Origin of the sequence: Aromatoleum toluolicum (assembly GCF_012911005.2) — a bacterium.
Lineage (GTDB): Bacteria > Pseudomonadota > Gammaproteobacteria > Burkholderiales > Rhodocyclaceae > Aromatoleum > Aromatoleum toluolicum.
Genome location: NZ_WTVS01000004.1, coordinates 31,596 through 51,529, shown reverse-complemented (window position 1 = coordinate 51,529; position 19,934 = coordinate 31,596). Strand labels below are relative to the sequence as shown.

Annotated in this window: 19 protein-coding genes; 7 read left to right on the top strand and 12 right to left on the bottom strand. The window is 67.0% G+C overall.

Going from position 1 to position 19,934, the window contains the following annotated elements:
• Positions 1–112: 112 nt before the first annotated feature.
• Positions 113–2,272, bottom strand: coding sequence for a molybdopterin-containing oxidoreductase family protein (locus GPA27_RS03070; protein ID WP_169137727.1), 2,160 nt, complete (start codon positions 2,270–2,272; stop codon positions 113–115).
• Positions 2,273–2,589: 317 nt separating this feature from the next.
• Between GPA27_RS03070 and GPA27_RS03065 the strand changes: the two genes are divergently transcribed.
• The 5 genes from GPA27_RS03065 to GPA27_RS03045 all read left to right on the top strand — a co-directional run bounded on the left by GPA27_RS03065 (position 2,590) and on the right by GPA27_RS03045 (position 6,266).
• A complete protein-coding gene (locus tag GPA27_RS03065) occupies positions 2,590–3,042 on the top strand; it encodes an SRPBCC family protein (protein ID WP_169137725.1) in 453 nt (150 codons plus the stop codon).
• 28 nt (positions 3,043–3,070) lie between these two features.
• Entirely contained in the window at positions 3,071–4,120 is a 1,050-nt protein-coding gene (locus GPA27_RS03060; RefSeq protein WP_169137723.1) for an NAD(P)-dependent alcohol dehydrogenase, read from the top strand.
• Positions 4,121–4,224: 104 nt separating this feature from the next.
• Positions 4,225–4,986 (top strand): SDR family NAD(P)-dependent oxidoreductase, encoded by a 762-nt coding sequence (locus GPA27_RS03055; protein WP_169137721.1) that lies wholly within the window; start codon positions 4,225–4,227, stop codon positions 4,984–4,986.
• A 21-nt stretch (positions 4,987–5,007) separates the two neighbouring features.
• Entirely contained in the window at positions 5,008–5,451 is a 444-nt protein-coding gene (locus GPA27_RS03050; protein WP_169137719.1) for a nuclear transport factor 2 family protein, read from the top strand.
• Positions 5,452–5,483: 32 nt separating this feature from the next.
• Complete coding sequence (locus GPA27_RS03045; protein ID WP_169137717.1) at positions 5,484–6,266, top strand: glucose 1-dehydrogenase; 783 nt, start codon at positions 5,484–5,486, stop codon at positions 6,264–6,266.
• Positions 6,267–6,321: 55 nt separating this feature from the next.
• On the opposite strand, the gene GPA27_RS03040 is transcribed toward GPA27_RS03045, so the two are convergent.
• The gene (locus GPA27_RS03040; RefSeq protein WP_169137715.1) at positions 6,322–7,341 is read right to left on the bottom strand and encodes an NADP-dependent oxidoreductase; all 1,020 of its coding nucleotides are present in this window, start codon (positions 7,339–7,341) and stop codon (positions 6,322–6,324) included.
• Positions 7,342–7,429: 88 nt separating this feature from the next.
• Positions 7,430–7,726, bottom strand: coding sequence for a hypothetical protein (locus GPA27_RS03035; protein ID WP_169137713.1), 297 nt, complete (start codon positions 7,724–7,726; stop codon positions 7,430–7,432).
• A 345-nt stretch (positions 7,727–8,071) separates the two neighbouring features.
• Here GPA27_RS03035 and GPA27_RS03030 point away from each other — a divergent pair, with 345 nt between their 5' ends.
• Both GPA27_RS03030 and GPA27_RS03025 read left to right on the top strand, forming a co-directional pair.
• Positions 8,072–9,577, top strand: a complete 1,506-nt coding sequence (locus GPA27_RS03030; protein WP_169137711.1) for an aldehyde dehydrogenase family protein — start codon at positions 8,072–8,074, stop codon at positions 9,575–9,577.
• A 72-nt stretch (positions 9,578–9,649) separates the two neighbouring features.
• Positions 9,650–10,339, top strand: coding sequence for a carboxymuconolactone decarboxylase family protein (locus tag GPA27_RS03025; RefSeq protein ID WP_169137709.1), 690 nt, complete (start codon positions 9,650–9,652; stop codon positions 10,337–10,339).
• On the opposite strand, the gene GPA27_RS03020 is transcribed toward GPA27_RS03025, so the two are convergent.
• From GPA27_RS03020 to GPA27_RS02980, 9 genes are all read right to left on the bottom strand, one after another.
• Positions 10,340–10,984, bottom strand: coding sequence for a TetR/AcrR family transcriptional regulator (locus GPA27_RS03020; protein ID WP_169137707.1), 645 nt, complete (start codon positions 10,982–10,984; stop codon positions 10,340–10,342). It abuts the gene before it with no gap.
• 89 nt (positions 10,985–11,073) lie between these two features.
• The gene (locus tag GPA27_RS03015; RefSeq protein ID WP_211164808.1) at positions 11,074–12,606 is read right to left on the bottom strand and encodes a class I adenylate-forming enzyme family protein; all 1,533 of its coding nucleotides are present in this window, start codon (positions 12,604–12,606) and stop codon (positions 11,074–11,076) included.
• A complete protein-coding gene (locus tag GPA27_RS03010; protein ID WP_169137703.1) occupies positions 12,599–13,396 on the bottom strand; it encodes an SDR family NAD(P)-dependent oxidoreductase in 798 nt (265 codons plus the stop codon). The genes GPA27_RS03015 and GPA27_RS03010 overlap by 8 nt, the downstream gene beginning before the upstream one ends.
• Positions 13,397–13,421: 25 nt before the next feature.
• Positions 13,422–13,757, bottom strand: a complete 336-nt coding sequence (locus GPA27_RS03005; protein ID WP_169137701.1) for an EthD domain-containing protein — start codon at positions 13,755–13,757, stop codon at positions 13,422–13,424.
• Positions 13,758–13,778: 21 nt separating this feature from the next.
• On the bottom strand, positions 13,779–14,576 hold the full coding sequence (locus GPA27_RS03000; RefSeq protein ID WP_169137699.1) for an enoyl-CoA hydratase/isomerase family protein: 798 nt from the start codon (positions 14,574–14,576) through the stop codon (positions 13,779–13,781).
• Positions 14,577–14,704: 128 nt separating this feature from the next.
• A complete protein-coding gene (locus GPA27_RS02995; protein WP_169137697.1) occupies positions 14,705–15,907 on the bottom strand; it encodes an acetyl-CoA C-acyltransferase in 1,203 nt (400 codons plus the stop codon).
• 63 nt (positions 15,908–15,970) lie between these two features.
• Positions 15,971–18,058: a 3-hydroxyacyl-CoA dehydrogenase NAD-binding domain-containing protein gene (locus GPA27_RS02990; RefSeq protein ID WP_169137695.1), complete on the bottom strand. Its 2,088-nt coding sequence runs from the start codon at positions 18,056–18,058 to the stop codon at positions 15,971–15,973.
• Positions 18,059–18,070: 12 nt separating this feature from the next.
• A complete protein-coding gene (locus GPA27_RS02985) occupies positions 18,071–19,096 on the bottom strand; it encodes an NADP-dependent oxidoreductase (RefSeq protein ID WP_169137693.1) in 1,026 nt (341 codons plus the stop codon).
• A complete protein-coding gene (locus GPA27_RS02980; RefSeq protein ID WP_256222754.1) occupies positions 19,093–19,812 on the bottom strand; it encodes a carboxymuconolactone decarboxylase family protein in 720 nt (239 codons plus the stop codon). The genes GPA27_RS02985 and GPA27_RS02980 overlap by 4 nt, the downstream gene beginning before the upstream one ends.
• Between the last annotated feature and the right edge of the window lie 122 nt (positions 19,813–19,934).

The window sequence follows — 19,934 nt, the reverse complement described above, 5'->3', positions numbered from 1 at the left end:
CCGCGATTGCCGCCGGGTCGGAGGAGAAAAACGGAGGTCGGCTGCGCGGTGAGTCGCCGCGCGCGGAGGGGCAGAAAAAAGGGCCGTCGTTTGACGGCCCCTTGTCTGCCGATCAATGCACCAGCGCGATCCGCTCGACACTCACCGCGATGGCCGACATCTGTGCCAACCCGGTGATCGGGTCGAAGTCTTTGTCGTCGGGGATCAGGCGCTGCACGTTGATGCCCTTCTCGCGCGGGCCGCCGGGTTCGGCCGGGTCGCCCCAGCCGTGTGCGATGCCGATTACGCCGCGCGGGAACTCGACGCCGCCCGCGACGAGCCCCTCGACCGAGCCGTAGTTGCTCGCCACCTTCACCGCGTCGCCGTCCGCGAGCCCCAGCGTCGCCATGTCCTCGGGGTTCATCATCACCGGGTTGTACGGAATGCGGCGGCGCAGGTCGGGCAGGTTCTGGCCCTGCGTGCAATACACGTCGTCCTCGCGGTAGGTGATCATGCGGAAGGAATGCTGCTCGCCCGGCGCGTAGCCGCCGCCCTCGGACCAGTATTCCGCCTGCACGTCGCGCAACTCGGCGACGACCTCGGGGTGGGCGAGATCGAAGCGCTTGTTGGCGTTGCCGATCATGCCCGGCAGGATGTGGCCGGCGCGGCTCACGGTGTCGCCCCAGATGCGGCCTTCCGGATGCTGGCGGATCGCGTCCATCGGGATGCGCGAACCGGCGTTGAGACCGTCGAGCATCTCGTCGGCGGTCGGCTGGCGCTCCATCGAGATGCCAGGGACATCGAGCGGCACGCCGAGCTGGCGGGCGAGGTCCCAGAAGATCTCGAATTCCTGGAACACCTCGTCCGGCGCCTGCACCAGCGGCGGCGTGTATTGCGAGTAGGGGAAGGGGAAGAAGGCGTCCATCAGGCGCGGCACGTCGGCGCGCTCGTAGGGGTGGCGGCATGCGAGCACGTAGTCGGCGTATTTCGCCGTCGCAGACATGAAGAGTTCGTTGACGACCAGCAGGTCCAGGCTCTTGAGTGCCTTCACCGTGTCGGTCTCGTCGGGGAAGACCAGCGCCGGGTTGCCGCCGTGCACGATCAGCGCGCGGATCTGGCCCTTGCCCGGGGTCAGGATCTCGTCGGTGAGGGTGTTCGACGGCATCTCCTCGGCGCCCAGCCAGTTCGTGAGCGCGCGGATGCCGCGCACGCGCGACACCGGGCCGGGGTGCAGCGGCAACGGGATCGGTCCCGAGTCTTCCGGCATCTCGGGCGCCAGCGCGCCGGGCATCGCGAGCATGCCGCCGCGGCGGTCGTAGCGGCCGCACAGCGCGTTGAGCGTCATCACCAGCTGGGTGGTGAGGTTCTGGTGGCGCGCCATGTGCAGGCCGGTGCCGCTCGTCGCGGCGCCGCTGCCGGCAGTGGCGAAGGCGACCGCGGCGTCCTCGATGAGCTGGGCCGGCACGCCGGTGCGGCGCGAGGCGTAGTCGAGGTCGAAGCTGCCGACCGCATCGTGCAGCTCGGCGAGCCCGCTGCCGAACTGCGCGACATAATCCTGAGCGTAGAGGCGGCGGTCGAGGATCACCTTGATCAGCGCGGCGAGCAGGGTCGCGTCCTCGCCCGGCTTCACCTGCAGGTGGATGTCGGCGACCTTGGCGACTTCGCAGCGGCGCGGATCGATCACGATCAGCTTCATGCCGCGCTTGCGGGCGTCGCGCAGGCGCTTGGACGGGTTCGACTGCGGCATCGTCAGCATGTGCGAGACGACGGGGTTGGTCGCGATGAACATGCACACGTCGGCGTGATCGATGTCGAACAGGCTGAACGGCATCAGCGAACCCCACAGGCGCTGCATCGCGACGACGAGGCTGGGCGAATCGACGGTGTAGGAGGTATAGAAGCCGCGCGAGCCGATCGCGTCGAGCCACTTGCGCACGAACCACGGGCCCGAGGCCGACATGCGGTGCCCGGCGTCGCCGATGTACACCGCGACCGACTCGGGGCCATGCTGGTCGATGATCTCGCGCAGCTTCGCGCCGACCTCATCGAGCGCCTGCCGCTTGCCGATATCGACGAATTCGTCGCCGACACGCTTCCTGCTCGAGAGCAGCCGGTTCGGGTGGTAGAGGCGCTCCATCTCGGCACGGCCCTTGGGGCAGGTGTAGCCCTGCGATACCAGGTTGTCGCGATCCGGACGCACTGCCACGACGCGATTCGCGTCCTTATCGACATCCACCTGGATGCCGCAGAATACGTGGCAGAACCGGCAAAACGACTTGTGAGTCTCGATCATGCTGCGTGTCTCCTCGCTGTGAATAGGCTTTGCATGGAGCTTCACGGGCGTGGTGGACGGCCATTGCGCGGACCTCGCAAGCCGGTCGTTTCCGGTAGCGCCATGGTGTGTTCTAGCGTCGGGTCAGAATATCGACCGGCCGGTCGGGCGTCAACCGATTTCCACATTCGTGTCGGGGTCAAATGCGAAGATGAAAATCAGCGCAAGCCACTAGACGACCGACCGATCGGTCGTCTATTCTGGGGACGTCCGAATCACCCTGGGCCGCGTGCCCGCAACCGATGCCGATCAAACCATTTCTGAGGGACAAGGCGACCATGCACTACATCAAGATCAGTCACGACTTCGACGCGCCGGCCGAGCTGGTGTGGGACATGTTGCGGGACTTCGCGCACATCGAACGCTGGTGGCCGACGCACGACCCAGCGGTGCAGATCGACCATGTCGATCTGGTGGGCGAAGGCATCGGCCAGATCCGCCACATCTACAACGTCGGCTATCCCGACCCGGTCAGCGAGCGGCTGGATTTCCAGGATCCGGCGACGATGACCTACAAGCTGTCGATCGTCGGCCGTCCGCCGGTGGGGATCACTCACTACCAGGCCACCGGGCGCATCGAAAGCCTCGGCGAAGGGCGCAGCCGCCTCAGCTATTCGAGCGAGTTCACAACCGAATCGGGCAAGCCCGACGAGGCGGACGCATGGCTGCGCATGGCCTATGCACTGATGTTCCGCGGGGTCGCGGACGCGGCCGCCCGGGCGACTGCCTGATGTCCACGAGTCAGGCGGAGAAACGCGCATGAAGGCCGTTCGATTCATCGAGCCGGGGCGGCCCCCGGTAGTCGCGGATGTCGCTGTCCCGGTACCGGGCCCGGGCGAGGTGCTGGTGAAGATCGGCGGGGCCGGCGTGTGCCATTCCGACCTGCATGTGCTCGACCATGGTGTTGCTGGTGCTGGCGAGTGCCGCGGCTTCACTCTCGGGCACGAGAACGCGGGTTGGGTGGCGGCTGTCGGCGCCGGCGTCACGGGCTGGAAGGAGGGCGATCCGGTCGCGGTGTACGGCCACTGGGGTTGCGGCCATTGCCATGCCTGCCAGCAGTCGATGGAGAACTACTGCGAGAACGCCGACAACCTGCCCAACCCCGGTGGCGGTTTCGGTGCCGACGGCGGCATGGCGGATTACCTTCTGGTGCCGTCTCCGCGGCTGCTGGTGCCGCTCGGCAAGCTGGCGCCGCGCGATGCGGCGCCGCTCACCGATGCGGCGCTGACTCCCTACCACGCGATCAAGCGCGCGTTGCCGCTGCTGACGCCGGATGCGACGGCGGTGGTGATCGGCGTCGGCGGGCTCGGCCACATGGCGGTGCAGCTGCTGCGGGCGTTGACGGGGGTGCGCGTTGTCGCCGTCGATGTCGACGAGCGCAGGTTGGAGCATGCGCGGCAACTGGGCGCCGAACTCACGGTGAATTCGCGCGACGGGGCGGACGCCGCTGAGCGCATCCGCGCCTTCACCGGCGTGCGCCGCGCGGCCTTCGTGCTCGACTGCGTCGGCGCGCAGCCGACGCTGGATCTCGCGGTGCAGATCGTCGGGCGCAACAGTCAGCTCACGGTCGTCGGCGTGGGCGGCGGTGTGATCCAGCTAAGCCAGCTGACATTGCCCTTCGGCTGCTCGGTATGCACGCCGCTGTGGGGCACGCGCGCCGAACTGCAGGAAGTGATCGCGCTCGCGCAGAGCGGCCGCATCCACGTCGATGCCCATTACTTCGGCATCAACGAGGGGCCGCGCGTGCTGCAGGAACTGCGCGAAGGAAAGATCATGGGGCGCGCCGTGCTGGTGCCCGACCTCGACTGAATAACCCATCCCCACCCCAACCCTCCCCTTGAAGGGGAGGGAGCGACCGTGCACCACTCAATCGGACATCACGTAATCGCTTGCCGGGCTAATAGGAGACAAGGATGAGACTGAAAGGCAAGGTGGCGATCGTCACCGGTGGTGGCTCGGGGCTGGGCCGCGCGATGTGCGTGCGCCTCGCGGCCGAGGGCGCGCGGGTGGTGGCGGCCGACCTCAATATCGCCGCCGCGCGCGATACCGTGGGGCCGATCGTCGCGGCTGGCGGCGAGGCCGTCGCGATGCAGGGCGACGTCGCCAGCCGCGAGGACGTCGCGCGCATTGCGGCTGACACGCTCGCGCAGTATGGCGCGATCGACGTGCTGGTCAATAACGCCGGCATCGTCGGCCAGTTCGTGAAGACGGCGGAAGTGAGCGACGAATCGTGGGATCGCGTGCTCAACGTGAACCTCAAGAGCGTCTTCCTGTTCTGCCGGCAGGTGATCCCGCAGATGGTGCAGCAGGGCGGTGGCGTGATCATCAACATCGCCTCGACCGCCGGCGTGCTGGCCACCGCGGCGGGCATCGAATACACCGCCGCGAAACACGCGGTGGTCGGCATGACGCGCGAGATCGCCTACGAGTACGGCCAGCAGAACATCCGCGCGGTCGCAATCGCGCCGGGCATCATCATGACGCCGATGGTCGCGAGCATTCCGCAGGAGTTCCTCGACGCCAGCGCGGACTACCAGAAGATGCTGCGCGCGCCGGCCGGGCGCGCCGGTCAGCCGGAGGAGGTCGCCGCCGTCGTGGCTTTCCTCGCGAGCGACGACGCGAGCTTCATCCACGGCAGCACCGTCGCCGTCGATGGCGGCTATACCAGCTTCTGATTTCACCGGACTCCAGACGAAATGAACCAGACAGACGTGCAAGTCCTGCGCGACCAGCGCGACATCGAACAGATCCTGATCCGCTACGCGGTCGATCTCGACGAGCATCAGTGGGCCGGCCTCGACGAGGTCTTCGTGCCCGAGGCGACGGCGACCTATCACGGCATCGGCGACTTCACCGGCCGCGACGGGATCCGCAACATGGTGCGCAGCGCACTCGAACGTTGCGGCCGCACCCAGCACCTGCTCGGCAACTACCGCATCATCATCGATGGCGACAAGGCGACCGCCAAGTGTTACCTGCAGGCCATCCACCTCGGGCTCGGCGACTACGCGCAGAACATCATGACGGTGTGGGGCGAGTACCGTGACCGGCTCGAGCGTCGCCCCGAGGGCTGGCGCATCGTCCATCGCGAGCTCGAAGTGTTCAAGGTCGATGGCGACATCGGCCCGATGCTGCTGTGAGCAGCTTGAAGGGGGAACAGGGAGGTGAAGGAATGATGCGTTTTCAGGACAAGGTGGTGCTGATTACCGGAGCCGCCTCGGGCCTCGGGCGGGCGACCGCGCTGCAGCTCGCGCAGGAAGGGGCCAAGCTGGCGATCGTCGATCGCAACGGGGCCGCGCTGGAGGAAACCCAGGGTGCGCTGCGCGCGGCGGCGCCAAATGTCGAGATCCTCGCGATCGCGGCGGACGTCGCCGACGAGCAGGCGGTGCGCGGCTTCGTCGACCAGACCGTTGCGCGCTTCGGCGCCATCGACGGCTTCTTCAACAACGCCGGCATCGAGGGCAAGCAGAACCCGACCGAGGACTACGGGATCGACGAGTTCCACAAGGTCGTCGCGGTCAACCTCGACGGTGTGTTCGTCGGCATGAAGTACGTGCTGCAGGCGATGCACCGCCAGGGGTACGGTGCGATCGTGAATACCGCCTCCGTCGGCGGCATCCGCGGCGTCGGCAACCAGGCCGGCTATGCGGCCAGCAAGCATGGGGTGGTCGGGCTGACGCGCAATGCCGGCGTGGAGTACGGTCAGTTCGGCATCCGCATCAACGCGGTCGCCCCTGGCGCGATCATGACGCCGATGGTCGAAGGCGCGCTGCGCCAGATCGGCGGCGACGACTGGGAGGCGGTGGGGCGTGAGTATGTCAGCGTGAATCCGATGAAGCGCCTCGGCCGCCCCGAGGAAGTCGCCTACGTCGTCGCCTTCCTGCTCTCGGACCAGGCGTCATTCATCAATGCCACGGTGATTCCCATCGACGGCGGACAGTCCTACAAGTACTGAAGAAGTAGGAAGATAGCGGTGCCGCGCGCCCTGCGCGGCACCGCACTCCGCCCCTTCAGAGGCGGACGATGCACTTGCCGCGGCTCTTTCCTTCCAGCATGTCGCAGAACGCCTTGGGCGTCTGCTCGATCCCTTCGCGGATATCGACAACGGTCTTCAGCCGGCCTTCGGCGAGCCACTTCGACAGCGCCTGCACCGCTTCCGGGTAGCGCTCGACGTAGTCCGAGAACATGAATCCCGCCGCGCTCGCGCGCTTCACGATGAACTGCCACATGTGGAACACGCCCGATTCGCGGTCGTTCTGATCGTAGTCGGCGATCGCGCCGCACAGCACGACGCGCGCGCCGAGCTTCATGTGCTGGACGGCCTGGTCCAGCATCGGGCCGCCGACGTTGTCGAAGTAGATGTCGAAGCCGTCCGGCAGGTGCTCGCGGATGCCGGCTGCGAGGCCGCCCGGCGCGCGGTGGTTGATCGCCGCGTCGTAGCCCAGCTCCTCGACGAGCCAGCGGCACTTATCTTCCGAACTGGTGATGCCGATGGTGCGGCAGCCGAGGATGCGTGCGATCTGCCCGACCACCGAGCCGACCGCGCCGCCGGCCGCGCTCACGAGCACGGTGTCGCCCGTGCGCGGACGGCCGATGTCCATCAGGCCGAAGTAGGCGGTCATGCCGGTGGGGCCGAGCGTCGCGACATACTCGTGCAGCGGGAAACTGCCGTCGTGGTCGAGTTTCTGGAGGAAGTCGCTGCCGTCGAAGACGCTGAACTCCTCCCACGAACTGCGCCCCAGCACCAGGCTGCCGACCGGGTAATCGGGATGACGAGAGGCTTCGATGCGGCCCAGCACGATGCTCTGCACCGGCGCGCCGAGCTCCATCGCGGTCAGGTAGTTGTCGTCGGCGCCCGCGTTCATCCACTTGCGGAAGCCGGCGTCGAGCGAGAAGTAGAGGTTGCGTGCGAGGCACTCGCCGTCGCGGAGTTCGCGCGCGGGGCGCGTCACCAGCGTGAAATCGCTTTCGCGCAGGGTGCCCTCGGGGCGTTGCCGAAGCAGGATCTGCTTGTTCTGGGGTGTGTTCATCGTTGCTCCTCGCGAAGATGTGTGGCGCCCGACCGGACGGTCGAATTGTGCCATATTCGCGAGGAGTTGACTGCGATACCGGTGTCGCTCAGTAGGCGCTGGCGAACCCGTGCCCGACGAACCAGATGCGCACGCTGGCGAGCAGGCGCAGCAGGTTCAGGCGCATCATGATCCACGGCGTTTCCGTAACCGGATAGCGGGCGATCACGTCCTGGTCCAGCAGGTCGATCCAGCGGGCCTTCGCATGGCCCCAATAGGCCGAGTCGCGGTTCGCGCCGATCACGTGGTCCGCATCGACGCAGGCTTCGTTCCACAAGGCCAGCGTGCGCTCCTCGCTGACCCCCCATTTGCGTGCCAGCCAAGGCAGAATCATCGGTGCGTTCATAGCGTTCTCCCTGAAATATTCGCATTGTGCAGTGCAATATTAATCCACATGGAGTTACGGCGCAATTCTGTTTCTTTATGAATTTTCGACGATTTTTTATTCCATCCGGGGATGGCGAAAGACCGGTCGGCGTCTTGGCGAGGCGAGCATTGACAGGGTTCGGGCCGCGACTATAATTTGCCTGTTATGTGGCCCGACCGGTCGGTCGGATAACGGATGCGCCGGCGTCCATGTCGCGCCAAGCGGATCCCCTCAATGGGGATTTGCCGCTCTGGTGACCGGTCGCGCAGCTTTCCCGCCAGGCGGGAATTTCGGAGTCAGTTGGTTCACGATGGAGACGTAAGCATGGAAGATGCGGTGAGAGAAAAGGCGTCGTTGAGCGACTACGCGCTGTCGGAAAGGACCCGGCGTTTCCTGGATGAAACCCGGCTCGGACACCTGATCGACGGCGAGATCGTGATGTCGGCCGACGAGGCCACCATGCCGGTCGTCGATCCGAACACGGGGCGCGAATTCGCCCGCGTGGCGCAGGGCGGGATGGCCGAGGTTGACCGCGCCGCACGCGCCGCGCGGCAGTCCTTCGAGGACGGGCGTTGGCGCAACCTGCCGCCGATGCAGAAGGAAGCCGTGCTGCGCCGGCTCGCCGCGCTGCTGGAGGACCATCGCGAGGTGCTGATGGACCTCGACATGCTCGACGGCGGCATCATTCGCGCGCAGACGCCGTTCTTCGTGCAGTTCGGCATCGACGTCACCAACTACTACGCCGGCTGGCCGAGCAAGATTGAGGGCGCGATGTCACCGACCGGCTCGAACCTGGTCGTGCAGCAGGTGCGCGAACCGATCGGCGTGTGCGGCGTGATCATGCCGTGGAACGCACCGTCGGCCGTGCCGCTGGGCGTCGTCGCGCCGCTCGCCTGCGGCAACTCGGTGGTGCTCAAGCCCGCGGAGCATACGCCGCTGACGGCGTTGCTGTTCGGCAAGCTGTGCCTCGAGGCAGGCGTGCCGCCGGGCGTCGTGAACGTCGTGCATGGGCTCGGTCATGTGGTCGGCGCAGGCATCGTCGAGCACAAGGAGATCGATTCGATCAGCTTCACCGGCTCGGTCGAAACCGGGCGCCGCATCCAGGCGGCCGCGGCGACGCGGCTCAAGCGCGTGTCGCTGGAGCTGGGCGGCAAGAGCCCGCAGATGGTGTTCGCCGACGCCGACCTCGACCGCGCTGCGCCGGCGGCCGCGTGGGCGGTGTGGGGCCATTCCGGGCAGATCTGCACCGCGGGCTCGCGCGTGCTGGTGCATCGCTCGATCCACGACGAATTCGTCGAGCGCATGGTCGAGGCCTCGCGCGCGCTGAAGATCGGCTCGTGCTTTGATGCCGACACGGCGGTGGGGCCGGTGATCTCGCGCCAGCAACTCGACCAGGTGAACCGCTACGTCGAGATCGGCAAGAACGAAGGCGCGAAGGTCGCGCTCGGCGGCGCGCGCCACGGCGACGAGGGCTATTTCTTCCAGCCGACGATCTTCACCGGCGTAAGCAACGACATGACGATCGCGCGCGAGGAGATCTTCGGGCCGGTGATGTCGGTGATTCCGTTCGAGAGCGACGACGAGGCCTTCGCGATTGCCAACGACACCGACTTCGGCCTCGCCGCAGGCGTATGGACTCGCGACGTCGTGCGCGCGCACCGCGCCTCGCAGCGGCTCAAGGTCGGCACGGTGTGGATCAACGCCTACCAGCTCAACGAAACCTCGGTACCCTACGGCGGGGTCAAGTTCTCGGGCTTCGGCCGCAGTCTCGGTGCGGTTTCGGTCGAGGAATTTACCCACGTGAAGAGCGTGTGGATCAACCTGGCCTGAGAAACGGAGCCGCATTCGAAGCCCCTGCGCGTGCGCGCCGGGGCTTCCATGCCGTAATGAAGAGGATGTGACGTGACGGGAAACAATCTGCTGGCTTCGCCGCTGCTGCGACGTATCGCGCCGAAGACGCTCGGCGGCTATTCGCGCTTCCGGCGCGTGATCGAGGACGATGGCGCGCTGCCGGGCCGCATCAAGGTGCTGTACCTCGCCGTGGCGGCGACCACCAAGGGTTATCGCGAGATGGCGCTGCGCGAGCTGACGCGCGCGCGGGAGCTGGGGCTGACGTTCGAGGAGGCTTCCGCCGCCGCGATCGTGCTGAGCAGCGTGCGCGGCGAAGGGGCGGCGCTGTCCTACCTCGACACCTTGGAGGCGGTGTATCCGGGGCGTACCGGCGGTGACGACGCCTCCCCGGAGATCGCAGTGGAGCCGGGAGCGGTCGAGGCGAATTTCCTCGCCTACTTCGGCACGATGCCGCCTTCGCTCGGCAAGCTGATCGACCTGATCCCGCTCGGCGCGGAAGCGTACTACCTGATGCGCGAAGGCACGATCAACGGCACGCCGCTGGGGCCCAAGTATTCCGAGCTGCTGCTGGTGACGGTGCTCGCGGCGGACTACAGTCCGCTCGCGGCGGTGCACATCAAAGGCGCACGGACCGCCGGCGCCAGCGAGTCCGAGATCGCCGAGGCGATCGTGTGCACGGTGGCGACCAGCGGACTGTCGGGGTGGGTCAGTGGCGCGACTGCAATGGACGCGCCGGGCTGATCAGGGGCGGACGTTCAAGCCGTTGAGGAGAAGCTGGCAAAGCTGCTTTGCCATCTTCTCCGGCGGCACTTCCTGCGCCATGCGGGGATACCACTTGTAGGCCCAGTTGCACATGCCGACGAAGGCGAGCGTCGCGAGTTGGGGATCGACGTTGGCGAACTGGCCGGTGTCGATGCCCTCGCGAATGATATCGGTCACACGCGTGAAGTATTCGCGTCGACGCAGGCGCATTTCCTCGCGCTGCTCATCTTCCAGCTCGGCGTAGTGGTCCATGAAGGCGCGCACGTAGCCGGGGTGATGGGCGATCTCGCGCAGCGTCGAGGCGCAGGCGCGTTCCAGACGCTGGGCGGGCTGGATCCCTTCGATTTGGGAGTCGCGTTCGAGGCCGCCGATCATCGAGTCGATATGCAGCTGGTGCATCTCGTACAGGATGTCACCCTTGCTCGCGAAGTAATGGTAGAGCGTAGGCTTGCCGAGCCCCACTTCGTCGGCGAGCATCTGCATCGAGGTGCCGTGATAGCCCACCCGATCGAAAAGCGAAGCGCAGTGCCCGATGATTTCATGACGTTTTTCGTCATGGGCGGCCGATGTTGCGCGGCCGTTCTTTTTCTTTGGCGCAGCTGCCTTCTTGTCCGGACTCTTCATGTGACTCCCATGTTCTGAAAGTTAGCGGCGACGCGATACCCTCGTGCCATGCGTTTGCATATGCAGAAAAGGGTCCTGGAACGATGTCCTCATCCGAGCCCCAGCTCGGCGATGGCCATCCTGGCCATGCGTTTCTTGTCAACCTTGCCGGTCGTTGTATATGGGAAATGGTTGATGATCAAGAGGTGCTCAGGCCATTTCTTCTTCGACAGGCCGATTTCGCCGAGGTGTTGCTTGATGTCATCCAGGGTCGGTTTGCCGTAACCGTCACGAACGGAACACAGCGCGCATGCCTGTTCGCCGAGTCGCGGTTCGGGGACGGAAACGACGGAGACCTGGTCGATCGCCGGGTGCCGAAGCAATGCCGCTTCGACTTCCGCCGGGTCGATATTATATCCGCCGCGGATGATCTGATCCTTGATGCGCCCTACGACGCGCAGGTAGCCGTCGGCGCCGCAGATGATCTCGTCGCCGGTGAGGTAGAAGCCGTCGGGCGTGAGCTGGAATTCGCTGTCGCCGAGGCCGCGGCAATAGCCGAGGAAGAGCGAGGGGCCACGCACGCCGGCCTGGCCGCGTTCGCCGCGCGCGAGCATGCGCCGCTCGGCGTCGAAGGCTTCGTCCTGCGTGCCCGGGAAGGACTTGCCGTCGGAATGGCACTGCCGGTCGATGGGATCGTCGGGTCGCGTGGAGGCGTGCCCCATGCATTCGGACATGCCGAACATGCGCAGCGCGCGGATGTCCAGCAGCTCGCGCGCGTCGCGGATGAGCTCGGGCGTCATCGAGCTGCCGCCGACACCGAGGGCCTTGAGCGGGCTGGGCGCGGACCACTGTCCCTTGCGCGCGAGCTCGACCATGGTCGCGAGGTGGGTCGGCACGCAGATCCCCCAGCGCACGTCGTGCTCGGCGATCTTCTGCAGCGTCGCGAGCGGATCCCAGGGATCGACGATCACGAGCGGGTGGCCGAGCGAGAGCGAGAAATGGACGGAGAAGGTGAAGCCGGGCGCGCTGCCCAGCGGCACCACGCCGAGGATCGTGTCGCCCGGCAAGAGGCCGGCGATATGTTCGCACGCGCGCACGGTGTAGTTCATCGCTGCGGGGGAGTGCATCACGCCTTTCGGCACGCCCGTGGTGCCGGAGGTGAAGCCGATCAGCGCGGTGCGCGCATTGCGCTCGTCCGGGACGAGGTCAGGGTTGCGGCTGCGCAACTGCAGGCGCAGGTCCGCGACACCCGGGATGGGTTCGCCCTCTGCGTCGCCGATGACGGCGATGTGGTCGAGGCGTTCGTTGAGCACGGTGCGCTCGGCGATGCCGAGGTCGGGCGTGTAGGGGCAGATGATGGCGTCCGCCACCGAGATTCCCAGCGCGGCGGCGAGCACGGGGGCGGTCTTGCGCCCCTGCAGCATCACGCGGTCGTGGGGGCGGACTCCGCCGGCGAGGAGCGCGTCGCGCACCGCGTGTGCCATCTCGCGCATCTCGGCGCGGCTCCAGCGACGCCCGTCGGCACCGACTACCGCGAGCGCTTCGGGGGCGGCATCTGCGAGACGCGAAAACTGCGCCCACAGCGTTTCATCGGTCCAGGTCAGGCCGTCCGCTCTGTGTTGGGTGGGGGTGCGGTCAGGCAATCGACTGGCCTCCATCGACGAGGAATGTCTGGCCGGTGATGAAGCTACCGGCTTCCGAGACGAGCAGGGCGACGGTCGGCGCGACTTCGGCGGGCTTGCCGAAGCGGTGCAGCAGGATGCCGTCGAGGAGTTTCTGCTGGATGCCTTCGGTGAGCGTTTCGGTCATGCCGGTCTCGACCGAGCCCGGCGCGACGGCATTCACGCGTATCCCGTGGTGGGCCCACTGCGCGGCCAGGTCGCTGGTGAGATGCACCATCGCGGCCTTGCTCGTCGTGTAGGGCACGACCTGGCCGGCGTCCGGCCGGTAGGAGAGGAAGGCGCCCACCGAGGCGATATTGACCATGCAGCCGCCGCCCTTGCCGATCATGTGGCGGGCTGCATGGCGGCACGCGAGGAAGGTGCCGGTGAGGTTGACGTCGATGACCTTGCGCCAGCCCGACAGCGGGATCTCTTCGGGCAGCCCCCACCAGGAGGCGCCCGCATTGTTGATCAGGATGTCGAGGCCGCCGAGCTGCTCGACCGTCGCCGCAACGGCTGCCTCGACGTCCTCTTCCTTGGCGATGTCGCAGCGCAGGCCGATGGCCTGGGTCGAGAAGCGCTCGGCAAGGCTCGCAGCCATGTCAGCGCATTCCTGCTGATGGCGCGAGGCCAGTGCGACCTTGCAGCCGAGGTCGGCAAGCGTCGCGGCGATGGCCTCGGCGAGCGCGCCGCGGCCTCCGGTGATGAGTGCGACCTTGCCGTCGAGGCGAAACTGGCGGGCGACGAAGCCCGGGGTAAAGTTTTCGCTCACCTTGTTGTCCTTGCGATGCCGGGTTTCAGGCGCCGTGACCGGCGAGGAGATCGAGCTCCTCGGTGATCAGGGCGATCCGTTTTCCTTTCATCTTGCCGACGTGGGCCACCGCGGCGGCCCACTCGGGGGAATGAAGTGCCGCATCGAGCACTTCGCGCGAGGCGAAGGTCAGCACGGCATGGCCATCCCAGGCGGGTCCTTCCGGGTGATCGTAGTCGAACGTCACCTCGCCGTGGCGGTAGGCGGCGAGGCCGGGGAGCTTCTTCGCGTAGTCCGCGTGCTCGCTGCGCCACCAGGTGGTGAATTGCTCGCGCGACCATTCGGGGGGGCGGGTCGCCAGGATGACCAAGCTTGCTGACATGTGCCTATCTGCCTCCGCGGATTAGCGACCGGTCCACTTCGGAGCGCGCTTGTCGAGGAAGGCGCGCACGCCTTCCTTGGCATCTTCCGAGTGATGGACCACGTTGCAGGTCATGGTTTCGAGGGTGATCAGGGAGTTGGTGTCCGCGTCGAGGCCGCGGTTCAACGCCATCTTGGTCATCCACATGCAGAACGGGCTCTTGTCGATCAGCGGCGCGCAGAAGTCCTGGATCAGCTTGTCGAACTCGGCCTGCGGCGCGGCGGCGTTAACCAGGCCCCAATCGGCGCACTGCACGCCGGTGAGCAGCTTGCCGGTGAGCATCAGCTCCTTCGAGCGGCGCATGCCGATCATGCGCGGCAGGCGGTAGATCGGGCCTGCACCGCCGAACAGCGCGCGGCGGATGTGGAAGTCGCCGATCTTGGCTTCGTTGGCGGCGAGTGCGAAGTCGCAGGAGATCATCAGCTCGAAACCGCCTGCAACCGCGAAACCTTCAACAGCGGCGATGGTGGGCTTCTTCATGTTGAAGATCTTGTCGAAGGTGCGTGCGGAATCGATCGCCAGTTGTAGCGAGGTCGTCGTCTCCTGCAGCACCGGGCTGACCAGCAGGTCGAGGTCGGCGCCCGAGCAGAAGGTGTTGGCGCGGCCGCGGAACACGACGGCGAGGGCTTCCTTGTCCTCGGAGGCGCGATCGACGGCCTTCTCGAGTTCCTTCAGCAGCTGGGGGCTCACGCAGTTGCGCTTGTGCGGGCGATTGAGCCAGATCGTGGCAACGCCGTTGGGGGCAACTTCGTACTGAATGACGTCCTTTTCCAATTCCATGGCTGTATCCGCTCCTGTGTGAATTTCGAGTCGAGCCCGGGTTCGCCCCGGGCCTCATTTAGCACCCGACCGGTCGGTCGGTTAAGTGAAACCTTACCACGGCAACGATATTTGTCAATGCCGTGCTTTCAGAAAATTTCGAACAGGCCCGCCGCGCCGATACCGCCGCCGACGCACATCGTGACGACGCCGTACTTCGCCTTGCGGCGACGCCCTTCCAGCAGGATGTGGCCGGTCATGCGCGCGCCGGACATGCCGTAGGGGTGGCCGACGGCGATCGCGCCGCCTGAGACGTTGAGCCGCTCGTCGGGGATGCCCAGCGTGTCGCGGCAATACAGCACCTGCGACGCGAAGGCCTCGTTGAGTTCCCACAGGTCGATGTCCTCGACCTTGAGGCCCGCCTGCGCGAGCAGCTTCGGTACCGCGAGCACCGGGCCGATGCCCATCTCGTCGGGGCTGCAGCCGGCCACCGCCATGCCGCGATAGCGCCCGAGTGGCGTGAGCCCGCGCCGCGCCGCTTCGCCGGCTTCCATCAGCACCAGCGCCGCGGCGCCGTCGGAGAGTTGCGAGGCGTTGCCCGCGGTGACGTAGCGGCCTTCCTTGAGGATCTGGCCGCCCTTGAATACGGGCTCCAGCTTCGTGAGGTCTTCCAGCGTCGTTTGCGGCCGGTTGCCTTCGTCGCGGTCGAGGGTGACGGTCTCGAACACGGTGCTGCCGCTCGCCTTGTCGAAGCGCGCCATGACCGATTCCATTGGCACGATCTCGTCCTTGAAGCGCCCTTCGGCCTGCGCCACGGCGGTGAGCTGCTGCGAGCGCAGGGCGAATTCGTCCTGGCGTTCGCGGCTGACGCCGTAGCGCTGCGAGACGATCTCGGCCGTTTCCAGCATCGACATGTAGAGCGCCGGGACGCGCTCCTCGAGCACGGGGTCCATGATGCGGAACATGTTGTAGTGCTCGTTCTGCACCAGCGACACGGACTCCACGCCGCCGGCGACCGCGACATTCATGCCGTCGACGATGATCTGTTTGGCCGCCGTGGCGATCGCCATCAGGCCCGAGCCGCACTGGCGATCGACCGTCATGCCGGGGACGCTGACCGGCAGACCGGCACGCAGCGCGGCCTGGCGGGCGACGTTGAAGCTGGTGGTGCCCTGCTGGATCGCGCAGCCCAGCACGACGTCGTCGACGGCGTCGGATTCGACCTTGGCGCGATCCAGCGCGGCACGCACGACGTGCGCGGCGAGTGCCTGGCCTTGGGTGTTGTTGAATGCACCGCGATAGGCCTTGCCGATCGGGGTGCGGGCGACGGAAACGATTACTGCGTCACGCATCTGGTGCGCTCCCTGTAGTGGTTGGTGGGTGAGGAAGATGGTGGGCCGGAGTTCAGCCGGCGCTCAGTTGGCAGCAAGCGCGACATCCCAGTCGCCGCCCGCTTGGGCGGCCCGTGCGAGCAGCGGCGAGGGCGTCCAGTAGTCGCCGTGCTGGCGGTGGTAGGCGGCGACGGCGTCGCGGATCGAGGCGAGTCCCGCCTCGCGAGCCCACCACATCGGGCCGCCGCGCGTGGCCGGGAAGCCGTAGCCGTTCGTATAGACGATGTCGATGTCGCCGGCGCGCAGCGCGACGCCCTCTTCGAGGATGCGCGCGCCTTCGTTCGCCATCGCGCACAGCAGGCGCTGCAGGATCTCGGCGTCCGGAATCTCGCGGCGTGCGATGCCCAGTTCGGCCGACACGCCGACGATGAGGCTCTCGATCTCGGGGTCGGGGATGGGCGTGCGGCCGTCGTAGAGGTAGTAGCCGCGGCCGGTCTTCTGCCCGAAGCGGCCCATCTCGCAGATGCGGTCGGCGATCGGTGAATAGCGCAGGTGCGCGGGGCGCGTCGTGTTTTCCTGCTGGCGGATGCGCCAGATGACGTCGAGGCCGGCCATGTCGCGCATCGCGAAGAGACCCATCGGGAAGCCGAAGTCGGTCAGTGCGCGGTCGATCTGCCACGGCGTGGCGCCTTCTTCCAGCAGGAAGTCGGCTTCGCGGCCGTAGGCGGCGAGGATGCGGTTGCCGATGAAGCCGTAGGCGTTGCCGGAGACGACGGCGATCTTGCGCAGTTTGCGCGCGACCGCCATCGCGGTGGCGAGCGTCGCCGCACTGGTGCGCGGGCCACGCACGACTTCGAGCAGGCGCATCACGTTGGCGGGGCTGAAGAAGTGCAGGCCCAATACGCTTTCCGGGCGCGAGGTGACGCTGGCGATGGCGTCGACGTCGAGCGTCGAGGTATTGGTCGCGAGGATCGCGCCGGGCTTGGCGACGGCGTCGAGGCGACGGAACACGGACTGCTTGATCTCCATGTCCTCGAACACCGCTTCGACGATGAGGTCCGCGTCGCCAAGCACCGAGTCGTCGGTCGTCGCGCTGATGCAGGCGAGCGCGGCGTCGGCGCGCGCCTGCGGCATGCTGCCGCGGCTCACCGAGGTGGCATAGTTGCCGGTGATCGTCTTCATACCGCGCGCGAGCGCTTCGTCGGAGCTGTCGAGGAGGGTCACCGACAGTCCGGCGTTGGCGAAGCTCATCGCGATGCCGGCGCCCATCGTACCGGCGCCGACAACCGCGACGGAGGCGACAGGCACGGGCGCCGCGCTGACGTCCGGCAGCTTGCCGGCCGCACGTTCGGCGAAGAAGAGGTGGATCAGCGAGCGGCTCTGGTAGCTGTGCTCGCATTCTCGGAAGGCGTCCTTTTCCATCCTGAAGCCTTCGTCGAAGCTCAGTCGGCACGCGGCCTCGATGCAATCGACGATCTTCCACGGCGCCAGTTGGCCCTTCCACTTGCGCGCGTTTTTCTTGCGGAATTCGTCGAAAAGCGCCGGATCGACGTCGCGGATCCTGTCGGTCGATTCGCTGAGCTTGCGCGCGGGCAGGGCGCCGCTGACGACGTCCTGCGCCATCGCGAGTGCGTCCTCCAGCAGCTTGCCTTCGGCGATGCGGTCGATGACGCCCCATTCGTGCGCCTGGCGCGCGGCGACCGGGTTGCCGCTGGTCGTCACTTCGAGCGCGACCGCCGGACCGGCCATCCGCGGCCACCATTGTGTGCCGCCGCCGCCGGGCATCAGGCCGAGCTTGACCTCGGGCTGGCCGATCTGCGCGTCCGGGCTCGCGATGCGCCAGTGGCACGCGAGCGCGAGTTCCAGCCCGCCGCCGAAGGCGCTGCCGTGGATCGCGGCGATCACGGGCTTGGGGTTCGCCATCAGCGCGTCGATGATCGCGTAGAGACTCGGTTCCTCGTAGGGCTTGCCGAAGTCGTTGATGTCGGCGCCAGCGACGAAGGTGCTGCCGCCGCCGATGATCACGAGGGCGCGCACGGCGCTGTCCGCGCGGCTCGCCTCGATGGCCTGCATCAGCCCCTGGCGCACGCCGAGGCTTAGGGCATTGACCGGCGGGTTATTGACGGTGGCGACGGCGACGTCACCGTGGCGGGTGTAGCTGACTTGCGTCATCGTTGTGGCGCCTCAGTCGATCTGCACGACCAGCCGCCCGGTGTGGGCGCCGGTGAACAGGCAGTTGAAGATGTCCGGGATGTTCTCGAAGCCGGTGCGCACGTCGACGTCGTAATGCAGGCGCCCGTCGCGGATCCACGAGTCGATTTCGCGCAGCGCCTTGTCGGACCGAGCCGGGTCGCCGAGGATGTCGGTGACGAGGAAGCCCTCGATGCGTGCGGTGTTCACGACCAGGTTCCACAGGTTGCGCGGGCCCGGCACCGTCTCGGTGGCGCCGTAGCGGGCGATCATCCCGCACAGCGCGACGCGCGCGTTCTTGCGCAGGTGGTTCAGCGCGGCCTCGAGGATCGCGCCGCCGACGTTCTCGAAGACGATGTCGATGCCGTCCGGGAAAGCCTCGCCGAGCGCGGCGTCCAGTTTCGTGTCGCCCTTGTAGTCGAGGCACTGGTCGTAGCCGTAGCGCTGGACCGCACGCTGGCACTTGTCGGTGCCGCCCGCGATGCCGACGATGTGCGAGGCGCCGGCGATGCGTGCCATTTGGCCGACGAGCGAACCGACCGCGCCTGCTGCACCGCTCACCAGTACCGTGGCGCCGGGGTGGATGCCGGCTACGTCGTGCAGGCCGTAATGCGCGGTCAGGCCGATCGTGCCGAGCACGTGGGTATACGCCGGCAGCGGATGGCCGAAGCGCGTCGGCAGCGGGAAGAACTGCGCGGCGGGGCCTGCGACGTAGTCGCTCCACTCGCCGAAGCCCCACACCAGCTCGCCGATCGCGCGTGTTTCGTCGCGCGATTCGACGATCTCGCCGATGACGACGCCGCGGATCACGCCGCCGACCGCGACCGGAACGCCGTAGCCGGGGTCGGGATCCATGAAGTTGCGGATCGTCGGGTCCATGCACAGTAGCTTGACCCGGACGAGGACTTCCCCTTTTGCCGGCGTGGGGACCGCGGAGGTCGCGAGTTCGAGATCGTCGCGGCCAACCTGGCCCTGCGGGCGACGGCGCAGCAGCCACTGGCGATTGCTGTTCGGGTTCATTGTTGGGGCTCCAGGAGTACGCCGGTCGCCATCCACGCGGCGATGCCGGCCGAGGGAACCGCGCACAGGATGGCCTCGGCCATCTCTTCGTCGGTTGCGCCGACGGCGCGGGCCGCGCGGATGTGGGTCGCCGCCTGGGGGCTGTAATCGGACGCGAGCACCGCGATCAGCATCAGTTCGGCCGCCTTGCGGTCGAGCTGGTTGCAGTCGATGGTCCCCTTGCGCATCAGGAAATAGCCGTCGGCGCCTTTCGGGGCGAGGCGCAGCAGCGTCGCCAGCGCGGGCGGGACCGTGCCGAAGTAGGCCTTGAAGTTTGCCTCCGCCTCGCCCGGCGCCGCGCGTACAAGCTCGGGCTGGCGCGACGACGGGTGTCGCGGCGGGCTTGCGTTGCCGTCGCAGGCGGGCGGATAGATTTCGCGGATGGTGGCATCGAAGGCCAGCGCCGCGCCTTCGCCCCGCAGGCTGCTCAGCAGGATCAGGCCGGCGGCCGCTTCATTGCGGGTGAGGCCCAGGCGCGCGGCACGGTCGAGTTCCTTGCGGGCGAGCGCCGGGTAGCGGCGGTTGCAGGCCACCACGGCGGCAAACAGGCCTTTCAGTTTCGCCGGCAGGGCGCCATCGGTCTCGATGACTTCGCGGAAGAGGTCGTAGCCCGAGATCGTGAATGGTGCGAGCTCCTTCAGCAGCTCGGAGTTGAACAACGCGTTCCTGTCCCTCACCTTGAGTCTCCAAGAGAATTGTCGTGTGTCGCCAAGTTTGCGCCTCCCGCAAGCCGTTTGGCTGACCGCTTCCGGAAGGTGGCAGCAGGCGTCCTCTCAGCGTGCCGCAGCCATTTCGTTTC

What these genes read in the sequence shown, in the direction of transcription:
- GPA27_RS03045 (WP_169137717.1), top strand. Translation starts at nt 5,484, where the DNA reads ATGATGCGTTTTCAGGACAAGGTGGTGCTGATTACCGGAGCCGCCTCG.
- GPA27_RS03065 (WP_169137725.1), top strand. Translation starts at nt 2,590, where the DNA reads ATGCACTACATCAAGATCAGTCACGACTTCGACGCGCCGGCCGAGCTG.
- GPA27_RS03055 (WP_169137721.1), top strand. Translation starts at nt 4,225, where the DNA reads ATGAGACTGAAAGGCAAGGTGGCGATCGTCACCGGTGGTGGCTCGGGG.
- GPA27_RS02990 (WP_169137695.1), bottom strand. Translation starts at nt 18,058, where the DNA reads ATGACGCAAGTCAGCTACACCCGCCACGGTGACGTCGCCGTCGCCACC.
- GPA27_RS03030 (WP_169137711.1), top strand. Translation starts at nt 8,072, where the DNA reads ATGGAAGATGCGGTGAGAGAAAAGGCGTCGTTGAGCGACTACGCGCTG.
- GPA27_RS03050 (WP_169137719.1), top strand. Translation starts at nt 5,008, where the DNA reads ATGAACCAGACAGACGTGCAAGTCCTGCGCGACCAGCGCGACATCGAA.
- GPA27_RS03070 (WP_169137727.1), bottom strand. Translation starts at nt 2,272, where the DNA reads ATGATCGAGACTCACAAGTCGTTTTGCCGGTTCTGCCACGTATTCTGC.
- GPA27_RS03020 (WP_169137707.1), bottom strand. Translation starts at nt 10,984, where the DNA reads ATGAAGAGTCCGGACAAGAAGGCAGCTGCGCCAAAGAAAAAGAACGGC.
- GPA27_RS03005 (WP_169137701.1), bottom strand. Translation starts at nt 13,757, where the DNA reads ATGTCAGCAAGCTTGGTCATCCTGGCGACCCGCCCCCCCGAATGGTCG.
- GPA27_RS02985 (WP_169137693.1), bottom strand. Translation starts at nt 19,096, where the DNA reads ATGAACCCGAACAGCAATCGCCAGTGGCTGCTGCGCCGTCGCCCGCAG.
- GPA27_RS03000 (WP_169137699.1), bottom strand. Translation starts at nt 14,576, where the DNA reads ATGGAATTGGAAAAGGACGTCATTCAGTACGAAGTTGCCCCCAACGGC.
- GPA27_RS03040 (WP_169137715.1), bottom strand. Translation starts at nt 7,341, where the DNA reads ATGAACACACCCCAGAACAAGCAGATCCTGCTTCGGCAACGCCCCGAG.
- GPA27_RS02995 (WP_169137697.1), bottom strand. Translation starts at nt 15,907, where the DNA reads ATGCGTGACGCAGTAATCGTTTCCGTCGCCCGCACCCCGATCGGCAAG.
- GPA27_RS03035 (WP_169137713.1), bottom strand. Translation starts at nt 7,726, where the DNA reads ATGAACGCACCGATGATTCTGCCTTGGCTGGCACGCAAATGGGGGGTC.
- GPA27_RS03060 (WP_169137723.1), top strand. Translation starts at nt 3,071, where the DNA reads ATGAAGGCCGTTCGATTCATCGAGCCGGGGCGGCCCCCGGTAGTCGCG.